The 15,844-nt window shown below is 43.6% G+C and carries 18 protein-coding genes; 12 read left to right on the top strand and 6 right to left on the bottom strand.

From position 1 onward, the window contains the following. Positions 1-47: 47 nt before the first annotated feature. On the bottom strand, positions 48-863 hold the full coding sequence (locus tag M3234_RS17885; protein ID WP_262306014.1) for a PRD domain-containing protein: 816 nt from the start codon (positions 861-863) through the stop codon (positions 48-50). A 221-nt stretch (positions 864-1,084) separates the two neighbouring features. Here M3234_RS17885 and M3234_RS17880 point away from each other — a divergent pair, with 221 nt between their 5' ends. From M3234_RS17880 to M3234_RS17855, 6 genes are all read left to right on the top strand, one after another. Further along, entirely contained in the window at positions 1,085-1,690 is a 606-nt protein-coding gene (locus M3234_RS17880; protein ID WP_262306013.1) for a class I SAM-dependent methyltransferase, read from the top strand. Between the two features lie 19 nt (positions 1,691-1,709). Then, the gene (locus tag M3234_RS17875) at positions 1,710-2,354 is read left to right on the top strand and encodes a LytTR family DNA-binding domain-containing protein (protein WP_262306012.1); all 645 of its coding nucleotides are present in this window, start codon (positions 1,710-1,712) and stop codon (positions 2,352-2,354) included. 141 nt (positions 2,355-2,495) lie between these two features. Further along, positions 2,496-4,010 carry an acetyl-CoA hydrolase/transferase family protein gene (locus M3234_RS17870; RefSeq protein ID WP_262306011.1) on the top strand — a complete coding sequence of 505 codons (1,515 nt, stop codon included), beginning with the start codon at positions 2,496-2,498 and terminating at the stop codon, positions 4,008-4,010. A gap of 368 nt (positions 4,011-4,378) precedes the next feature. Continuing rightward, the gene (locus tag M3234_RS17865; RefSeq protein WP_262306010.1) at positions 4,379-4,921 is read left to right on the top strand and encodes a histidine phosphatase family protein; all 543 of its coding nucleotides are present in this window, start codon (positions 4,379-4,381) and stop codon (positions 4,919-4,921) included. Between the two features lie 45 nt (positions 4,922-4,966). Further along, positions 4,967-5,842: an aldo/keto reductase gene (locus M3234_RS17860; protein WP_262306009.1), complete on the top strand. Its 876-nt coding sequence runs from the start codon at positions 4,967-4,969 to the stop codon at positions 5,840-5,842. 97 nt (positions 5,843-5,939) lie between these two features. Continuing rightward, a complete protein-coding gene (locus tag M3234_RS17855) occupies positions 5,940-6,959 on the top strand; it encodes a DUF418 domain-containing protein (protein ID WP_262306008.1) in 1,020 nt (339 codons plus the stop codon). A gap of 34 nt (positions 6,960-6,993) precedes the next feature. On the opposite strand, the gene M3234_RS17850 is transcribed toward M3234_RS17855, so the two are convergent. After that, on the bottom strand, positions 6,994-7,449 hold the full coding sequence (locus M3234_RS17850) for a redoxin domain-containing protein (RefSeq protein WP_262306091.1): 456 nt from the start codon (positions 7,447-7,449) through the stop codon (positions 6,994-6,996). A 479-nt stretch (positions 7,450-7,928) separates the two neighbouring features. Here M3234_RS17850 and M3234_RS17845 point away from each other — a divergent pair, with 479 nt between their 5' ends. The 4 genes from M3234_RS17845 to M3234_RS17830 are packed head-to-tail and all read left to right on the top strand — an operon-like array spanning position 7,929 to position 11,575. Further along, the gene (locus M3234_RS17845) at positions 7,929-8,882 is read left to right on the top strand and encodes an ABC transporter permease (protein ID WP_262306007.1); all 954 of its coding nucleotides are present in this window, start codon (positions 7,929-7,931) and stop codon (positions 8,880-8,882) included. Next, positions 8,875-9,825, top strand: a complete 951-nt coding sequence (locus tag M3234_RS17840) for an iron chelate uptake ABC transporter family permease subunit (RefSeq protein ID WP_262306006.1) — start codon at positions 8,875-8,877, stop codon at positions 9,823-9,825. The genes M3234_RS17845 and M3234_RS17840 overlap by 8 nt, the downstream gene beginning before the upstream one ends. Beyond that, positions 9,822-10,583: an iron ABC transporter ATP-binding protein gene (locus M3234_RS17835; RefSeq protein WP_262306005.1), complete on the top strand. Its 762-nt coding sequence runs from the start codon at positions 9,822-9,824 to the stop codon at positions 10,581-10,583. Before M3234_RS17840 ends, M3234_RS17835 begins: the two co-directional genes overlap by 4 nt. A 41-nt stretch (positions 10,584-10,624) precedes the next feature. Further along, the gene (locus M3234_RS17830; RefSeq protein WP_262306004.1) at positions 10,625-11,575 is read left to right on the top strand and encodes a siderophore ABC transporter substrate-binding protein; all 951 of its coding nucleotides are present in this window, start codon (positions 10,625-10,627) and stop codon (positions 11,573-11,575) included. A 146-nt stretch (positions 11,576-11,721) separates the two neighbouring features. Here M3234_RS17830 and M3234_RS17825 read toward each other — a convergent pair whose 3' ends face one another. The 3 genes from M3234_RS17825 to M3234_RS17815 form a co-directional block, all read right to left on the bottom strand. Continuing rightward, positions 11,722-12,258: a ribonuclease H-like YkuK family protein gene (locus M3234_RS17825; protein WP_262306003.1), complete on the bottom strand. Its 537-nt coding sequence runs from the start codon at positions 12,256-12,258 to the stop codon at positions 11,722-11,724. A 231-nt stretch (positions 12,259-12,489) separates the two neighbouring features. After that, positions 12,490-12,999: a DinB family protein gene (locus M3234_RS17820; RefSeq protein ID WP_262306002.1), complete on the bottom strand. Its 510-nt coding sequence runs from the start codon at positions 12,997-12,999 to the stop codon at positions 12,490-12,492. A gap of 178 nt (positions 13,000-13,177) precedes the next feature. Beyond that, a complete protein-coding gene (locus M3234_RS17815; protein ID WP_262306001.1) occupies positions 13,178-13,375 on the bottom strand; it encodes a hypothetical protein in 198 nt (65 codons plus the stop codon). A gap of 93 nt (positions 13,376-13,468) precedes the next feature. Here M3234_RS17815 and M3234_RS17810 point away from each other — a divergent pair, with 93 nt between their 5' ends. Both M3234_RS17810 and M3234_RS17805 read left to right on the top strand, forming a co-directional pair. Continuing rightward, on the top strand, positions 13,469-13,765 hold the full coding sequence (locus tag M3234_RS17810; protein WP_262306000.1) for a hypothetical protein: 297 nt from the start codon (positions 13,469-13,471) through the stop codon (positions 13,763-13,765). 150 nt (positions 13,766-13,915) lie between these two features. After that, positions 13,916-14,509: a biotin transporter BioY gene (locus M3234_RS17805; RefSeq protein ID WP_262305999.1), complete on the top strand. Its 594-nt coding sequence runs from the start codon at positions 13,916-13,918 to the stop codon at positions 14,507-14,509. A gap of 36 nt (positions 14,510-14,545) precedes the next feature. On the opposite strand, the gene M3234_RS17800 is transcribed toward M3234_RS17805, so the two are convergent. Beyond that, the gene (locus tag M3234_RS17800; protein ID WP_262305998.1) at positions 14,546-15,799 is read right to left on the bottom strand and encodes a GGDEF domain-containing protein; all 1,254 of its coding nucleotides are present in this window, start codon (positions 15,797-15,799) and stop codon (positions 14,546-14,548) included. Positions 15,800-15,844: the final 45 nt, after the last annotated feature.

Below are 15,844 nucleotides of genomic sequence, written 5' to 3'. Positions count from 1 at the left end.
AAAAAAACAAACGCTTGGACTGTCAAAATTTCGGTCCAAGCGTTTTATTATTTTCGTAGCCTTTCGATATGAAGAGTGAGGTAGCCCAGTTCATGTTCAGGAAGGTTGATGCCGTAATTTTGCGTTAGCTCTGCAGCAACTTTTTTTGCACAGGCGAAAGCCTGCGTGTATTTTACTTTAATCATTCTCAGCATCTCATCATCCATGGAATGTCCCTCTGCCGTGACGATTCGGGAAATCGTGAAGCGAAGATGTGTAATCAGGCGCTGATAAGACAGGTCATCCTCATCCAATTGAATGTTGAGGAAATCTCGGATTGTCTGAACCATGCTGCCAAGGATGGCTGTTTGCCGGAGTGTTTGCTTCATATCGCCGCCCTGCAGCTTGGCGGTATGGAGGTGCAGGGCAATATAGGCGGCCTCATCAACCGGCATTTTTATGTTGGTCTTTTCTTCTATATGCTTAATGGCCCACAGGCCGATATCAAATTCCTTTTTGTAAAGGAGTTTAATTTCTTGAAACAGTTTATTTTTGATATGGATCCCATCATGTACCCGTTCGATTGCAAACGACAAGTGATCGGTAAGAGTGATATGAATATGGTCATTTAACTTTGTTCCCAGCATCTTTTCGGCATAGCTGATAATTTCTTCAGAAAGGGCAAAATGCTCCTCCGGTATTTGCAAGAGCAGCTGATGGAATTTTTCGTTTCCCTTAAGAACAAACAGCTTTTCAATTTTAGCCGGATTGACGATGTCATGCTTCTTTTTTTGAAAAGCGATGCCGGCGCCGATGGCGATCTTTTCTTCATTTTGATCCATAACGACAACGGCGTTGTTATTGAGGATTTTTTTGATTTTCACGGTCGAAATCTACTCCTTGGCAACCTGCCGGATAAATGGTTGATTATAGTTTTTAAAGGAATGATTTCATGCATGAATAACTTTAGGAATAAATCATTCTTAAAAGAAATTCGACATAATTTTTGTTTCTCCTGCAGGTACGGTCTCAAATCTGATAAACTGATGATGGCAGGCAGTTTTTTAGTTGATTAATGTCTATTTTACCTGACTGGGAGCCGTTTATGAAGGAATATTACTATGATAAATTGTTGAATATCAAAACAAGAGGCGAGCAGCAAGGCTTTTACAAGTCACTGCATTATCATCGCTACGAGCCAACTCCATACAGTGCGCTGGAGGAATTGTTTAAAAACTATGAGTTAAAGAGCAGGGATCATGTGGTGGACTTCGGCTGCGGCAGAGGCAGGCTGAACTTTTATATCGATTGTTTTTTCCATGCTTCGGTTGTGGGAATCGAGATGGATGAAACGCTGTTTGAGGCGGCGGTGGTGAATCGGACGAATTATTGGAGAAAAACAAAGCATCGTCGGGAAGGGATCGTGTTCCATTGCTGTTTAGCGGAAGAGTACCCGATTGCCCCATCGGACAACCGGTTTTATTTTTTCAATCCGTTTTCGGTACAGGTCTTTCGTAAGGTGGTCAATCGGATATTAATGTCGCTAGAAGAGTTTCCGCGGGATGTCGATTTGATTTTGTATTATCCGTCAGAGGAGTATGTTTATTTTTTGGAACAGGACACTGCCTTTGAATTGTTGCAGGAAGTGAGGGTGCCGTTTGTTTACGAGCACAATCAGAATGAACGATTCCTAATTTACCGGCTAGAATAGTAAAGGGGACGGGAAGTGGATGGAGAGTATTACGGTTGTTTCGTTATTGGACGTGATTAGTGAGCTGTTTTCTGAGGAGATTTCGATTGCCGTTTCGAATACACGGGAGTACATCTATTACCGGCCGAGCAAGCGGATTGATTTGAAGATTCGTCCGGGCGATTTGCTGAAGGAGGGGACGATTGCTTTTAAGGCAGTGCAGTCGAAGCAGAAGGTGTCCGAGTTTATTGACCGCGATGTTTTCGGTATTCCCTATCACGGGATGGCGGTACCGTTTTTTCATGAAGGGAAGCTGGAGGGCTGTGTGACCGCGATTTTCCCAGCGCTGACGAGTGGCAAATTGGTCGTGACGATTAAAACACAGGATGGCTGGGTTCCAGTGCCATTCTCACAGGTTATTTATTTTGAGGCCAAGGATAAAAAGACCCATGTTTACACCGAGTGGCACAGCGGCACCCATAAATATTCGCTTCAGGATTTTGAGTTTCAACTGCCGAAAGACGATTTTATCCGCTGTCACCGCTCGTTTATTGTCAATGTGAATCAAATAAAGGAGATTCATCCCGATACCCATTCAACGTTTATTTTAACCATGAAAAATAGCGATCGTGTGCCGGTGAGCCAATCCTATTCCAGTTATTTTCGCAGACTGTTGGGATTTTAGCATTTGGATGAAATTTGCTGCTTTAGACTATGGATTTTCTGTTTCATCTGAATTTTCCGTAATTAATCCTCGATTTTACAAGTTGAAAACCTTTATCGGTTAAAATTAGTATAAAAATTCCATTGGGGAGTGGGATGATTTATGGAAAATAATTTGGGGCGTATTAGAGACAAGCGGCTGTTGGACCGTATTGTAACACCTGAAGAGGCCGCATCATGGATTGAGGACGGCATGACGCTGGGGTTGAGCGGTTTTACACGTGCCGGTGATGTGAAAGCGGTTCCGTTTGCGCTGGTAAAGCGTGCCGAGACGGAATCATTCAAGGTAAATGTTTATACGGGGGCTTCTTTGGGCTCCGACGTAGATAAGCTTTTTGCCGAAGCAGGAATTCTTGGGAAAAGGCTGCCGTTTCAGGCTGACCCGACTATGCGCAGCAAAATCAACTCGGGGGAGATGCTGTTTGTCGACCAGCACTTATCGCATACAGCGGAATTGGTTCGGGCCGGGGTCATGGAACCGGTTGATTTCGCTATTTTGGAAGCGTATTCAGTTGCCGAGAATGGCATGGTGATCCCAACCACATCTGTAGGGAATTCATTATCGTTTGCATTAAACGCCAAGGCCATTATTATTGAAATTAATATGGCCCACCAAGCCAACCTGGAAGGGCTCCACGATTTGTATGAACCAGGGAAGCAGGGAGAGCGCGGCCCGATCCCGTTAATGGGGATCAAAGACCGGATTGGCACGATGGGGATTCCGGTGGATCCTGAGAAGGTGAGAGGAATTGTGTTTACGAACCAGCAAGATTCACCGTCAACGATTGTTCCGCCGGATGAGGAAACCGTGGTCATGGCCAACCACTTAATTCAGTTTTTGCGTGAAGAAGTGAAGGCCGGCCGTTTGACAGAACAGCTTGCTCCGCTGCAATCGGGGATTGGCTCGGTTGCTAATGCGGTGCTGCACGGTCTTTTGGATTCGGAGTTTGCCGACCTTGAGGTGTACTCAGAGGTATTGCAGGATGCGGTGTTTGATTTAATGGATGCCGGGAAGGTCAAGTTTGCGTCCTGCTGCTCGATTACGTTATCGGAGGAGAAAATGAAGGAGGTTTACGGGAATTTTGAAAAATACCGTGAACGCTTGGTTATGCGGCCGCAGGAGATTTCTAACCATCCGGAAATTATCCGCCGCCTCGGGTTAATCTCTATTAACACGGCTTTGGAGCTGGACATATACGGCAATGTCAATTCGACCCATGTGTTGGGGACAAAGATGATGAACGGAATTGGCGGCTCGGGTGATTTTGCCCGTAATGCCAGGCTGGCGATTTTTGTGACGAAATCCATTGCTAAGGGTGGAAACATTTCAAGCATCGTACCGTTTGTTTCGCACGTTGACCATACTGAGCATGATGTGGATGTGATCGTGACTGAACAGGGCTATGCGGATCTGCGTGGGCTGGCTCCAAGGCAGCGGGTGGAATTGATTATCGAACGATGTGCCCATCCGATGTACCGCCAACAGCTGCGCGAATACTATCAAGAAGCATTGACAAGAGGGGGACAGACCCCGCATGTGCTCGAAAAAGCCTTTTCCTGGCATACCAGCTTTGCGACGACCGGGACCATGCTTCATAGGGTGGAGGAAACGGTTTAAATAGTAATAGAAAAAGAGGCTGATGGGGGTGTTGGTGCCATACAGCCTCTTTCTTTTATTTATGGCACTACCGGTAAAACGATATGTGATGGATAAGCTTTGCTGTTCAGAATGGTGGCGATTCCGCCAAACTGGTTAAGCAACTGCGGTGCAGGAGACATCGAGTGCGGGAAGTCGCTTGGCCCAATCGAGACGCGTAGGCGGCACCACTCGTGGACATTTATCTTCCTGGGGTGGTCAATCCTAAGGATAGAGGATTTTGGGCCGGAATGGAGAATTTTAGTTTTAGAGTTTATTATTGTTATCAGCGAGAGGTACAGAGGTACAGAGGTACAGAGACACTGAGGTACGGCCAGGGAGGCGTTAGGATGGAAAAGCGGGTTTATGTTGTTAGGCATTGTGAGGCAGAGGGGCAGCCAAGTGAGGCGCCGCTGACGGAGATCGGATTTCGGCAGGCGGCAACTTTAGCCAAATTTCTTATCGAGGAGAAGGTGGACCGAATTATTTCGAGTCCGTTTTTACGGGCGGTTCAGTCGATAGAGCCAACGGCAACACTAAAAGGGATGCAAATTGAGACGAATGACCGGTTGGCAGAGCGGATTCTTAGCACCCATGTTCTAGATGATTGGCTTGTTAAGCTTGAGGCCACCTTTGCTGATTTAGAGATGAAATTCGCAGGCGGGGAGTCCAGCCGTGAGGCCATGAACCGAATTGTAAGTGTTGTGGAAGAGATCCTAGAAGGTGAGGCAGTGAACACTCTTATCGTGACTCATGGGAACTTGATGGCACTATTATTGCATCACTATCAGCCTTCCTTTGGGTTTGAAGAGTGGAAAAACCTCGGAAATCCGGATGTGTTTTTGTTAAAGTTTAGAGAAGACCATGTGACTATTGAACATGTTTGGCGGTAGATTATTAATTTTGAAATAGATTTAAAAGATACAGAGGTAATGAAGATGATATATACAGATTTAGGTGGAACAGGAGTCCAAATCCCAAGAATTGGCCAAGGAACCTGGACCTATGGGGAACAAAAGAACGAGGCCAAGGAAGAGGTAAAGGCATTAAGATATGGGATTGAGCATGGCATGACCTTAATCGATACGGCGGAGGAATATGCCAACGGCGGTGCGGAACGGATTGTCGGGGAGGCGATTCACGATTGCCGAAAAGAGATTTTCTTAACAACAAAGGTTTCGGCAAAGAATTGTTCTTATGAGGGTGTCATCTCGGCAGCGGAACGCAGTCTGGAAAGATTGGGAACAACCTACATAGATTTATATTTGCAGCATTGGCCAAGTCAACAGCACGAATTGGAAGAAACCATGCGGGCGATGATTTATTTGGTTGAAAACGGCATGGTGAACTATATTGGTGTAAGCAATTTTACGCCTGAACTATTAGAAGAAGCACACCGGGCCTTGGGGAACCATGTGATTGTCTGCAACCAAGTGGGCTATCATCTTTATGACCGGAGAATTGAAAATAATGTTCTGCCTTTCTGCAAGAAGCAGGGGGTCACCCTCATGGCATATTCCCCATTTGGGTATGCTCCTCAATTTTTTGGTGGGCAGGGCTTTCCGGAACAAGGCTCAGCGGACCGAGCAGTGTTGGAGGACATTGGCTCGAAATATGGCAAAACCGCCTATCAGGTAGCGCTTAACTGGATTTTAAGGCACGAAGGCATCGTCACCATCCCAAAAGCTAAAAACATCATCCACATCGAAAGCAACTTAGAAGCGTTAGGCTGGGATCTGCCAGCGGAGGATCTGGCCGAAATTGATAGAAACTTTCCCAAACCTCTAGATGGTATGCCTTTACAAACGTATTAAAGATGCAAAAGGTTGTATTGGTGTCAGGCACCAATGGGAGTAATCCCACAATGCAAACAGTGGAAAACGGTGTCAGGCACCGGCAAGGAGAGTTAAGATGGATGTGAATCGACGGATTGATGTGCTTGATTATTTGCGAGGGTTTGCGCTCTTGGGGATTATTTTGGTTAATATGGGACCGCTATTGTTGGTGAAGGTGCCGGAGACAGCCTCCCCGGACGCCACTTATTGGCGGTTTTTGTATTTGTTCGTAGAGGGCCGCTTTTATACAATTTTTACGTTTTTGTTTGGGGTTGGATTTTATATTTTTATAACCAGAGCCAATATGAAAGGGAAGAATGGATTCCTGTTGTTTTTGAGACGAGCTGCCATTTTATATCTAATTGGTTCGGTCCATGTTCGGTTTCATCCGGGTGAAGCATTGACGGTATATGCCATCTGCGGTCTGCTCCTTTTGCCATTTTACAAGGTACATAAAGTGATCAACCTTGTCGCGGGTTTCATCCTGTTAGTTGTATTCGGATTGGTGTCTTTCAAGCTGTTCATCGTGGCTCCCGTTATGCTTTTGGGAATTGCCGCGGGACAGTTTCGAGTATTTGAAGTGATTCCTAATAACATCCGAAAAATCGCTGTTTTTACGGGGATTATGCTTGTCCTGAGTGTTGCCGGGCTGATTTATCAATATAAGTATGCCCCATTCGTTTTTGGGACTGTCACGGAAGCGGAATTCCAGAGAACCCAGCAGTTTATCGACATCGGTATCACGATTGGTCCGATTGTTTCGGCGGTTTATGCCGGGACTCTAATCTTGTTATTACAAATTCCAATTCTCCAAATGCTCTTATCGCCGTTAAAAAGCTATGGGCGGATGGCGCTCTCAAATTATATCTTGCAAACTGCTTTCATTAACCTGGCGGGGGCGTCATTCGATTTATTCGGAAATATTACCTATCTGCAAACTTTGTATGTTTGCATTTCAATCCTCCTGGTGGGGCTTATTTTCAGCGTAGTCTGGCTCCGATATTTTCAATACGGGCCGTTGGAATGGCTTTGGCGGGCCGCCACCTATTTGACGCTTCCGCCGATAAGGCGCGTTAAGTTCCAGAAAACAATTTGACACAAAGATAAAAGCCGGGATCGTGGACCCCGGCTTACTTTAGTTTTTCCAACTCCATAAAAACTGCTTCATAATCTTCCTTTTTATCAGCTTTAAACGAAGTATTCATATAACTGATAATTCCGTCCTTGTTAATCACAAAGACAGAGCGAATGGCGACTTCGCCTTTTTCATTAAACACGCCATAGCTCTTAATTGTCTCCCGATGCCAATCGGACAATAACGGGTATGGCAATGTCCCCATACTGGCAGCAAAGACACGGTGGGAAGGGAGATGGTCGGCACTAATGCCGAGTACCTCTGCATCCAACTCCTCAAATCTTTTGTAGTCCTCTTTCCAAGAGGAAATTTCTTTAATTCAGCCTGGTGTAAAGTCCATGCCGTAAAACGCGAGCACGACACTCTTCTTTCCCCGATAATCCGAGAGCGCAATTGTCTCCTTTGTGGTTGCGGCGAGAGAAAAGTCCGGCGCAGTATCTCCAACCTTCAAATATGGTTCCAAGCATACTCCTCCTTCCTTTAAAAATAAAGAGCCCTACTATTTTCCCCATCATCATAAAAATTAAGACGTTCAAAAGGTACTCGAAGCATTTGCGGTATTTATTAGATTAACACTATATTAATGTCATAAAAATGTTCGAAATCGAGTGAAAATAATTCTCATTTATATATTGACTTAAAATTGGACTTTGCTATAATCAAACATGTAAGTGATAATGATTTTCACTGTCACTCATTTATTAGAAAATTGTAAGGCCTTCTTTTTTTGTACTCAGATGAAAATAATTCTCATTTAAACTGAATAAGTTAATCATGAGAATTTTTTTTACCTTACAAATGATAAAGATTCTCACCAATGGTGATAATGATGCATAACCCTTTTTTTATGTAAACGGGTGATAATGATTCTCAATGAAGCGCCGTTAGTTTACCAAAAAAGCTAGAAAAATAGAATGTTTGGGGACAGCCATGAAAAAACGATATTTACTTCCAGCTTTAATCATTTTATCTGTCATATCATTATTCGTTGGCGTTAGCAGTATATCGCCTATGGATTTGCTGGATGTCCAATCCGATGAAACGCAAATTTTCCTAATCAGCAGACTGCCTCGGCTTGTCGCCATCCTTCTCGCGGGTGCGGGAATGAGCATTGCCGGCCTGATTATGCAGCAGCTAAGCCGGAACAAATTTGTCTCGCCGACCACGGCGGGAACATTGGATGCCACAAGGCTTGGAATTCTTGTCTCGATGCTGCTGTTTGCAAATGCTTCTATGCTTGAAAAAATGGCCGTAGCCTTCCTGTTTGCCCTTGCCGGGACGTTCCTGTTCATGCAGATACTGGACCGGATCAAGTTTAAGGATGCCATCTTCATTCCGCTTGTCGGTCTGATGTTTGGGAATATCTTAACCTCGCTCACGACATTTTTTGCTTACCGGGCCGATGTGATTCAAAATATGGCGGCATGGCTGCAGGGAGATTTTTCAACGATTATGAAAGGTCGCTATGAGCTGCTTTACATAAGTGTCCCGATTTTAATTATCGCATATCTATATGCAAATCGATTTACGGTTGCCGGGATGGGGGAAGATTTTTCAAAAAATCTCGGGCTTGCCTATCGCAAGATTGTCAATATTGGCTTAATCCTAGTTGCCTTGATTACGGCAACGGTTGTTTTGACAGTAGGGATTATTCCGTTTTTGGGCTTAATCATACCAAACATCATTTCGATTTTTAAAGGTGATCATTTACAAAAAACGTTGCCGCATACCGCGTTCCTTGGAGCGATATTCCTTCTGGTTTGTGACATTTTGGGCCGATTAATCATTTATCCGTATGAGATTTCAATCAGTCTCATGGTCGGCGTCATCGGCAGCGGAATTTTCTTATATCTGTTGTTCCGGGGGAGGGCCGCCAATGCGTAACTCAATGAAACTTGCGATCCTCGCGATTGTGGCTGCGGGATGCTGTGCCTTATATCTATTCCATGAATTAAACGGCAGCTTTGATTATGCCTTGCCAAGGCGGGTATTAAAGGTGCTGGCGATGGTCATCACCGGATTCACAATCGCTTATTCAACGGTTGTGTTTCAAACCATTACCCATAACCGCATTTTAACGCCAAGCATAATGGGATTGGATTCACTATATTTACTGTTACAAACTGTGATTATCTTTTTCCTAGGTTCAGGTCACACCATTATTGTAAATAAGCAGCTAAACTTCTTAATCTCAGTTGCTGTGATGATAGTGTTTGCGTTATTGCTGTATAAGTTTCTTTTTAAAAAAGGCGGACAGCAAATCTACTTTTTACTGCTGATTGGAATCATTGTCGGAACATTTTTCTCAAGCATTTCAACGTTTTTCCAGGTGCTGATTGACCCGAATGAGTTCCAGATTGTCCAGGACCGGATGTTTGCGAGTTTTAACAATATCAACTCGGACTTGGTTTGGCTGGCAGTGGGAATTGTCGGTGTGGTCACAGTGTATGCCTGGCGCTATCTGCGATATTTGGATGTCTTGTCGCTTGGTCGTGAAGTCGCCATCAACCTGGGTGTTCCTTACGACTCCATTGTTAAACAAATGCTGATCATTGTTGCCATCTTTATTTCAATTTCGACAGCACTTGTTGGTCCGATAACCTTTTTCGGCTTGATTGTTGCCAATCTGTCGTACCAATTTTTCAAGACATATAAGCATCATGTGCTGATTACTGGGGCAGTGGTAATGAGTATTATTGCCTTGGTCGGCGGCCAGTGGGTGGTCGAGCGGGTATTTACTTTTTCAACAACACTCAGTGTGATTATTAACTTTATCGGCGGTGTCTATTTCATTTATCTACTACTGAAGGAGAGGAAAGCAGCATGATCCAAGTCTTATCACTGTCAAAGTTTTATGGGAAAAAGGCGGTTGTTGAGGATGTGTCGGTAACGATTCAACCAAGAAAAATAACCTCTTTCATCGGTCCAAACGGCGCAGGGAAATCGACCTTGCTTTCGATGGTCAGCCGACTCCTCGATGCCGATACGGGTGAAGTGCTAATGGACAAAACCGATGTGCGTAAAATGAAATCAAATGACTTTGCTAAACGGGTGTCGATTTTAAAACAATCCAATTATATGAATGTCCGCTTAACTATTCGTGAGCTGGTTTCGTTCGGCCGATTCCCATATTCAAAGGGACGGTTGACGGAGGAGGATGAGCGGATTGTGAATCAATCGCTTGAGTATATGCACTTGACCGATATGCAGGACAGATATTTGGATGAACTGTCAGGCGGTCAGCGCCAGCGGGCATTTATCGCGATGGTCATTGCCCAGGATACCGAGTATATTTTGCTCGATGAACCACTGAATAATCTGGATATGAAGCACTCGGTTCAGATTATGAAGATTTTGCGCCGGCTTGTTGATGAGCTGGGAAAAACCGTTGTCATCGTCCTGCACGATATTAACTTTGCCTCCGTATATTCCGACTGGATTGTCGCGATGAAGGATGGCAGGGTAGTGAAGGATGGTCCGACAGAGGAGATTATTCAGTCAGATGCCTTAAAGGAAATTTACGATATGGATATTCCGATTCAGGAAATGGGCAGCTGTCGCATTTGTGTTTACTTTAATTCTTAGACCACAAACTTTAATTCATAAATTACAAGGAGAGAACAGCTATGAAAAAATGGAGTTTATTTGGGATTATTTTTTCAATTATTCTTGTGTTAGCTGCATGTGGCGGTGCCAAGGAAACTTCTGAGTCTGAGAAAACATCAGGCAGCAAGTCAACCGCGGAAAAAGTGACAATTAAGCATAAATACGGGGAAACTGTAGTGAAGAAAAACCCGAAGAAAGTCGTGGTGTTTGACTTTGGTATTTTGGATACATTAGATGAACTAGGTGTGGAAGTGGCAGGTCTTCCTCAAGCGACGATTCCTGATTATTTGAAAAAATATGGTGATAAGAAATACACGAATTTAGGCAGCTTGAAAGAGCCTGATTTTGAGGCAATTCACGCCATGAAGCCGGATGTCATTTTTATCTCTACACGCCAAGCCGAGTTATATGATCAGTTCGCAGAGATTGCTCCAACCGTTTATATTGAATTTGACTATAACAAATACATGGACTCCTTTGAGAAAAATATGAATCTTGTCGGTGAAATTTTCGGTAAAGAGGACCAGGTTGCTGGGGAATTAAAAGAGGTTAAAGCTGACATTGAAGCGTTAAATAAAAAGGCTAAAGCAGCGAATCAAAAAGGCTTAATTTTATTGGCAAATGAAGGGCAAATCAGCGCATACGGCCCAAGCTCACGCTTCGGTTTAGTTCATGATGTGTTTGGATTCGGTGCTGCTGATGAAAAGATTGAGGTTTCAACACACGGGCAGGTAGTCACCTTTGAATATGTTATGGAAAAAAATCCGGACGTACTGTTCGTGATTGATCGAAACGTAGCCGTAGGCGGCGATGCAGGCGCGAAAAAAGTCGTAGAGAATGAGCTTGTTGAAAAAACGAACGCTTACAAAAACAACAAAATCATCTACTTGGATGCCAACACTTGGTACCTAAGCGGCGGCGGCCTAAAATCAATCAAATTAATGGCTGAAGAAATCGAAGCGGCACTATAAACTTTATATTCAGTGTGATAAAAATAGATATGGTGTCAGGCACCACTCGTGGACAAAATGCACAATTTGTCCACCGTGGGCGGACACTTTTTTTGTTGGGGCGTCTCTGAAAGCTTTTTCGCTCAGGGTGCGGGAATGGGTGGTCTTTATTTTGTGTAGCGGTTGGCGTAGCTGGAAGCGACGAAGGCGTCGGGTTTGATTTTGGGCTCGACGCCCATGGATTCCATTCGAGTGACCATTTCCGCGACAAATTCACTTGTTTTGTTGCGTTTGCCTTCGCCAATGTCGATATGCCCTTCCATTGTAAAGGTTGCCCCTGCATAGACATTGGGCAGAACAATATTAATCAACGTATTTTTTCGTTCCTCTGTAAACATGGCAACAATTTCTTCGGTTAAGGAAAGCTCCAAAGAGATCCGCTCATGCAGCTGGGTCATTTTTCGGGGGACAATGACCCTTCGGATACAAGCCCAAACTCCTTTCCCCATATTTTGAATAACAATTCCAGTAATAAAAGTAGTGTGGGAACGGTGAACCTGTGAATCCGTTCCGACCATTAACCGGTAATGTCCGCAAGGGTCACTCCCCATAAATTCCACAATCCTGTCAAATACCTGCTCAAAGGTCATTCTTTTTTCCAGAAGATTTTTAAACAAGGGGCCGCTTAGCCTGGAATTTGTCATAAACACCACATCTTTCCGTTTCAGTCTTGATGTTGATAATGTATTTTATGGAAAAATAATAATCGGCGTGCAACAGATACATGAATCAGGGGCTGGCTGTTTTGGTAAGGACTCTTGTTAATAAATATTAATGGATGCTGACAGGTATGTATAATTCTAAAAAATAGGAACAGGCACCCAAACTGGGAGCCCTCTTTAATAGTCCCTGATTTGCGGTGCCTGACACTTCATTTATTCGATTTCCGCTTTGATATCTTTGATTTGTTCGATATGACGTTGTTCGTGCAGGTAGGTGGATTCGATCCATTGGTAGAGAGGAAGGTAGCCGAATACAGGGTGTTTAACTGATCTTTCCACTAAAATGGATGGTTGGTCAACGTGATCCAGAACCTCTAGTAACATTGTTCTTGATTCCGCCAACATGTCTACAAGCTGTTGCCTTTCATATGGCTCCCCACTAGGAATAACCATCTCGGGGGCAATAAGTTTTTTCGAACGGTCGTTAAGAAGGTGAATAGGTTTGGGCTCAGCTTTTTTGGCATCTTCTTTCTTGAGACCGTATAAGATTGCCTTAGCAAAAGATATTTCTACTAAGTACAGGTGATGGCAGACCTGTCCCACACTCCATACATTTTCATCAGGAGCTTTATTAATATCCTCAAAACTGAGTGAACCAATTTCATTCAACAACTGTTCCCGTGTTTCTTCTAAATTTTCCTTCATCCATTCCAATTGAACCATATCCTCTTCCTCCTTACACATAATTGTACAGTCTTTTCTATTACCATACTGTTTATATTCGGGGAGTCTATAAATATTCCTTTATGACTGTGACTTTAGGTGCAAATTTTCCATTCATCCGTGTACTAAAAGAAATGGTCATTCATAGAATAGTAAGGTTGGCTCTGTAACTATTAGCCTACAAATATTTAGGATGCGATGTATCATGGAGCCTATGGTCATACGCTGGAAGCGCCGACAAATGATTGGGATGGCGTCCGCTGGATGTACAATCAATCATGGGGGCACTTAAATTTGCCACTGAAAACAAACAAGCGATGATTCGGACCAGATTGAAATGTTCAAACGCGGCATTGATTTTGATCATCCGTTCCATAAGGATGGCTTCTACCCAAAAGCTTATATACATCCTGTTGACGAAAAGGACCCAACCTAATGGTTAAGGGGAAAAATAAAGACGTAACCCTGATTGACTTGGAAGCAGGATTCCGTGATCACACTGATTACCTGTTCCGACTCCTGTCCAATGCAATTTTTGAGAAATAATCTTCAGAAAGTCTGGATCAATCTAAGGACTTACCGGTTAGAGGTACAGTATTATCCCAAAAAGTTAAAGAATGAACTGAAAAAATATGATTCCTTGCATCAGTTCGATAATGACTTTTCTCAGGAAGGCCTATTTGACTGCAAGCTGCATGGCAAAGTGGGGGAAGAGGACTCAATTGCCGCCCTAGAGGATTTGGCAAAGTTCTGCAGGGAGAAATAGGTTTAGACAGTGAGCGGGTAACGCCAATAGGCCTATGCCAGGTACTCATGTTTATCTTAATTGTTAACCTAAAAAAAAATAGGTTGACAATTGTTGTTTGCCCCCGTTATTTTAAATATAGAGAATGAATAGTTGGGTGGGGGAAAGAGAATGAATAAGTTTAGGGCACTTGATATTACACTTGTCGGAATGTTTGTGGCATTAATGGCGGTTGGGGCAAATATTACGGCGATTGCGCCGTTTTTGGTGGTTGGCGGGGTTCCGATCACATTACAAACCTTTTTCGCGATTTTGGCGGGGTTGATTTTAGGCAGCCGGTTGGGAACTGTGGCGATGATTGTTTATACGCTGGTCGGCATGGTTGGGGTCCCGGTTTTCGCAGGGTTTTTCGGAGGCTTCGGAATTATCGTCAGGCCTACTTTTGGTTTCATTATTTCCTATATTCTAATGACGTTTATTATCGGAAAAATCGTCGAGAAGTACAAGAGTCTGCCTGCGTTTATTACAGCCGCTTTGATTGGAATGGTCATCAACTACCTGTTCGGGACAAATTGGATGTATTATGCCTACAAGCTTTGGGCCGCCGCGCCGGATGGTTTTACCTATAAAATGGCCTGGTTGTGGATGGTTCCGCCACTGCCCAAGGATGTGATTTTGGCCGTATTCGCTGGCATTCTGGCGTTTAGGCTTGAAAAAACGGTCCTTTCAAAAGGGCAATTCAAAAACCTTAAACGCGCCTCATAAAAAATGAAGCCCGGAACAAAGAAGAGGTCCGCCTTTTTAGGCAAGGACCTCTTCTTTGTTTGTTAGGCCGTTGATATACGATACGCGGTTTTTTCCAAGCTGCTTTGAATCGAACATCAGCTCATCGGCAAGTATATAGGCTTTTTCCATGGAGATGTATTCATTGACCTTGTAGTAATAGAGTCCGAATGAGGCAGTATAGTGTATCGAAATACTTTCGCCATTGTACTCGGTATTGACCGAACTAGACTCAATTGCGCTTTGAATTTTATGCACCAACGCAACGGTTTCCTCGAAATTACGGTTCCTTAGGCAGAGGGTGAATTCCTCTCCGCCGCTCCGGAAAAGGTAGTCGTCTTCATCAAGAAAGCTTTTTAATGTCGCCGCAAAGTGCTGAATCACCCGATCACCGACAGCGTGATTATAAGTATCGTTGATGCCTTTAAATTTATCGATATCGGTTACCACGATGCCCATTTTTTCGCCCGATTCGCTTAACTCGGCCATTTTTTTATCCATAAAGGTACGGTTGTGGACGCCCGTCAGAAAGTCGGTATACGCCATTTGCTCAAACTTGTCCCGTTCCAATTTCGTCTGGATATTTTGAGATTTTTCATAGAATGAGCGGCTGACCACATAGTTTAACAAAAAGACAATAATCAGCAACTCCCATTTTCCATCTTTAAGGAAGAGATACAGTAGTCCGTTCGAAATCGCAACCTTCCCGAAATCCAGAAAGCTTACCCTTTTAAAAATAAAATCGAATGCTTCTTTGGATGATTTCAGCTCACCTATAATAAGAAAGACAATGACCATAAATGTACCGGAAAGATAGGAGGTAATGCAAGCCAATAAAAATACTAAAATCCAAAATCCAAAAGGGATGGACTGAAAATTATCGTATAATAGTCGGAACAAGTAAAAGGCGAGCGAGTTGGTCATCACAAAGGAGCCAATATTATAGAATGTATCAGTGAATTCACTGGGGTCCGCGGTTTTGGTCAATTTGCGATAAAAGTAAATGGTAAACCGGTAAATAGTCTCAAAAATAAACAGGCCAAGCGGACCGGCAAACAGAACCAAGGATAAATCGTAGCTGATTCCATACTCAATATTGGTGCTGCCATTTTTATAGAATACTCTCAGACTGTAATAGAGGCTAGAAAATAACCAGTATATGAATAAGGCCTTTAGAAAGGTTAGGTTATCCACCAAAAGAGCAGCTGAACCTAGAGCTATTGCTAGGGCGGTAACAAATAATGATATGTCGTATAGCTTAGCTTTTTGCAAAATGGTTCAGCTCCTTTCTTGATTTTATTTGTGGTTGCTTTATGG

This window comes from Neobacillus niacini (assembly GCF_023715785.1).
GTDB lineage: Bacteria > Bacillota > Bacilli > Bacillales > Cytobacillaceae > Neobacillus > Neobacillus niacini_E.
Note: the sequence above shows the minus strand (reverse complement) of the source record. Positions and strands in the feature narration are given on the sequence as shown.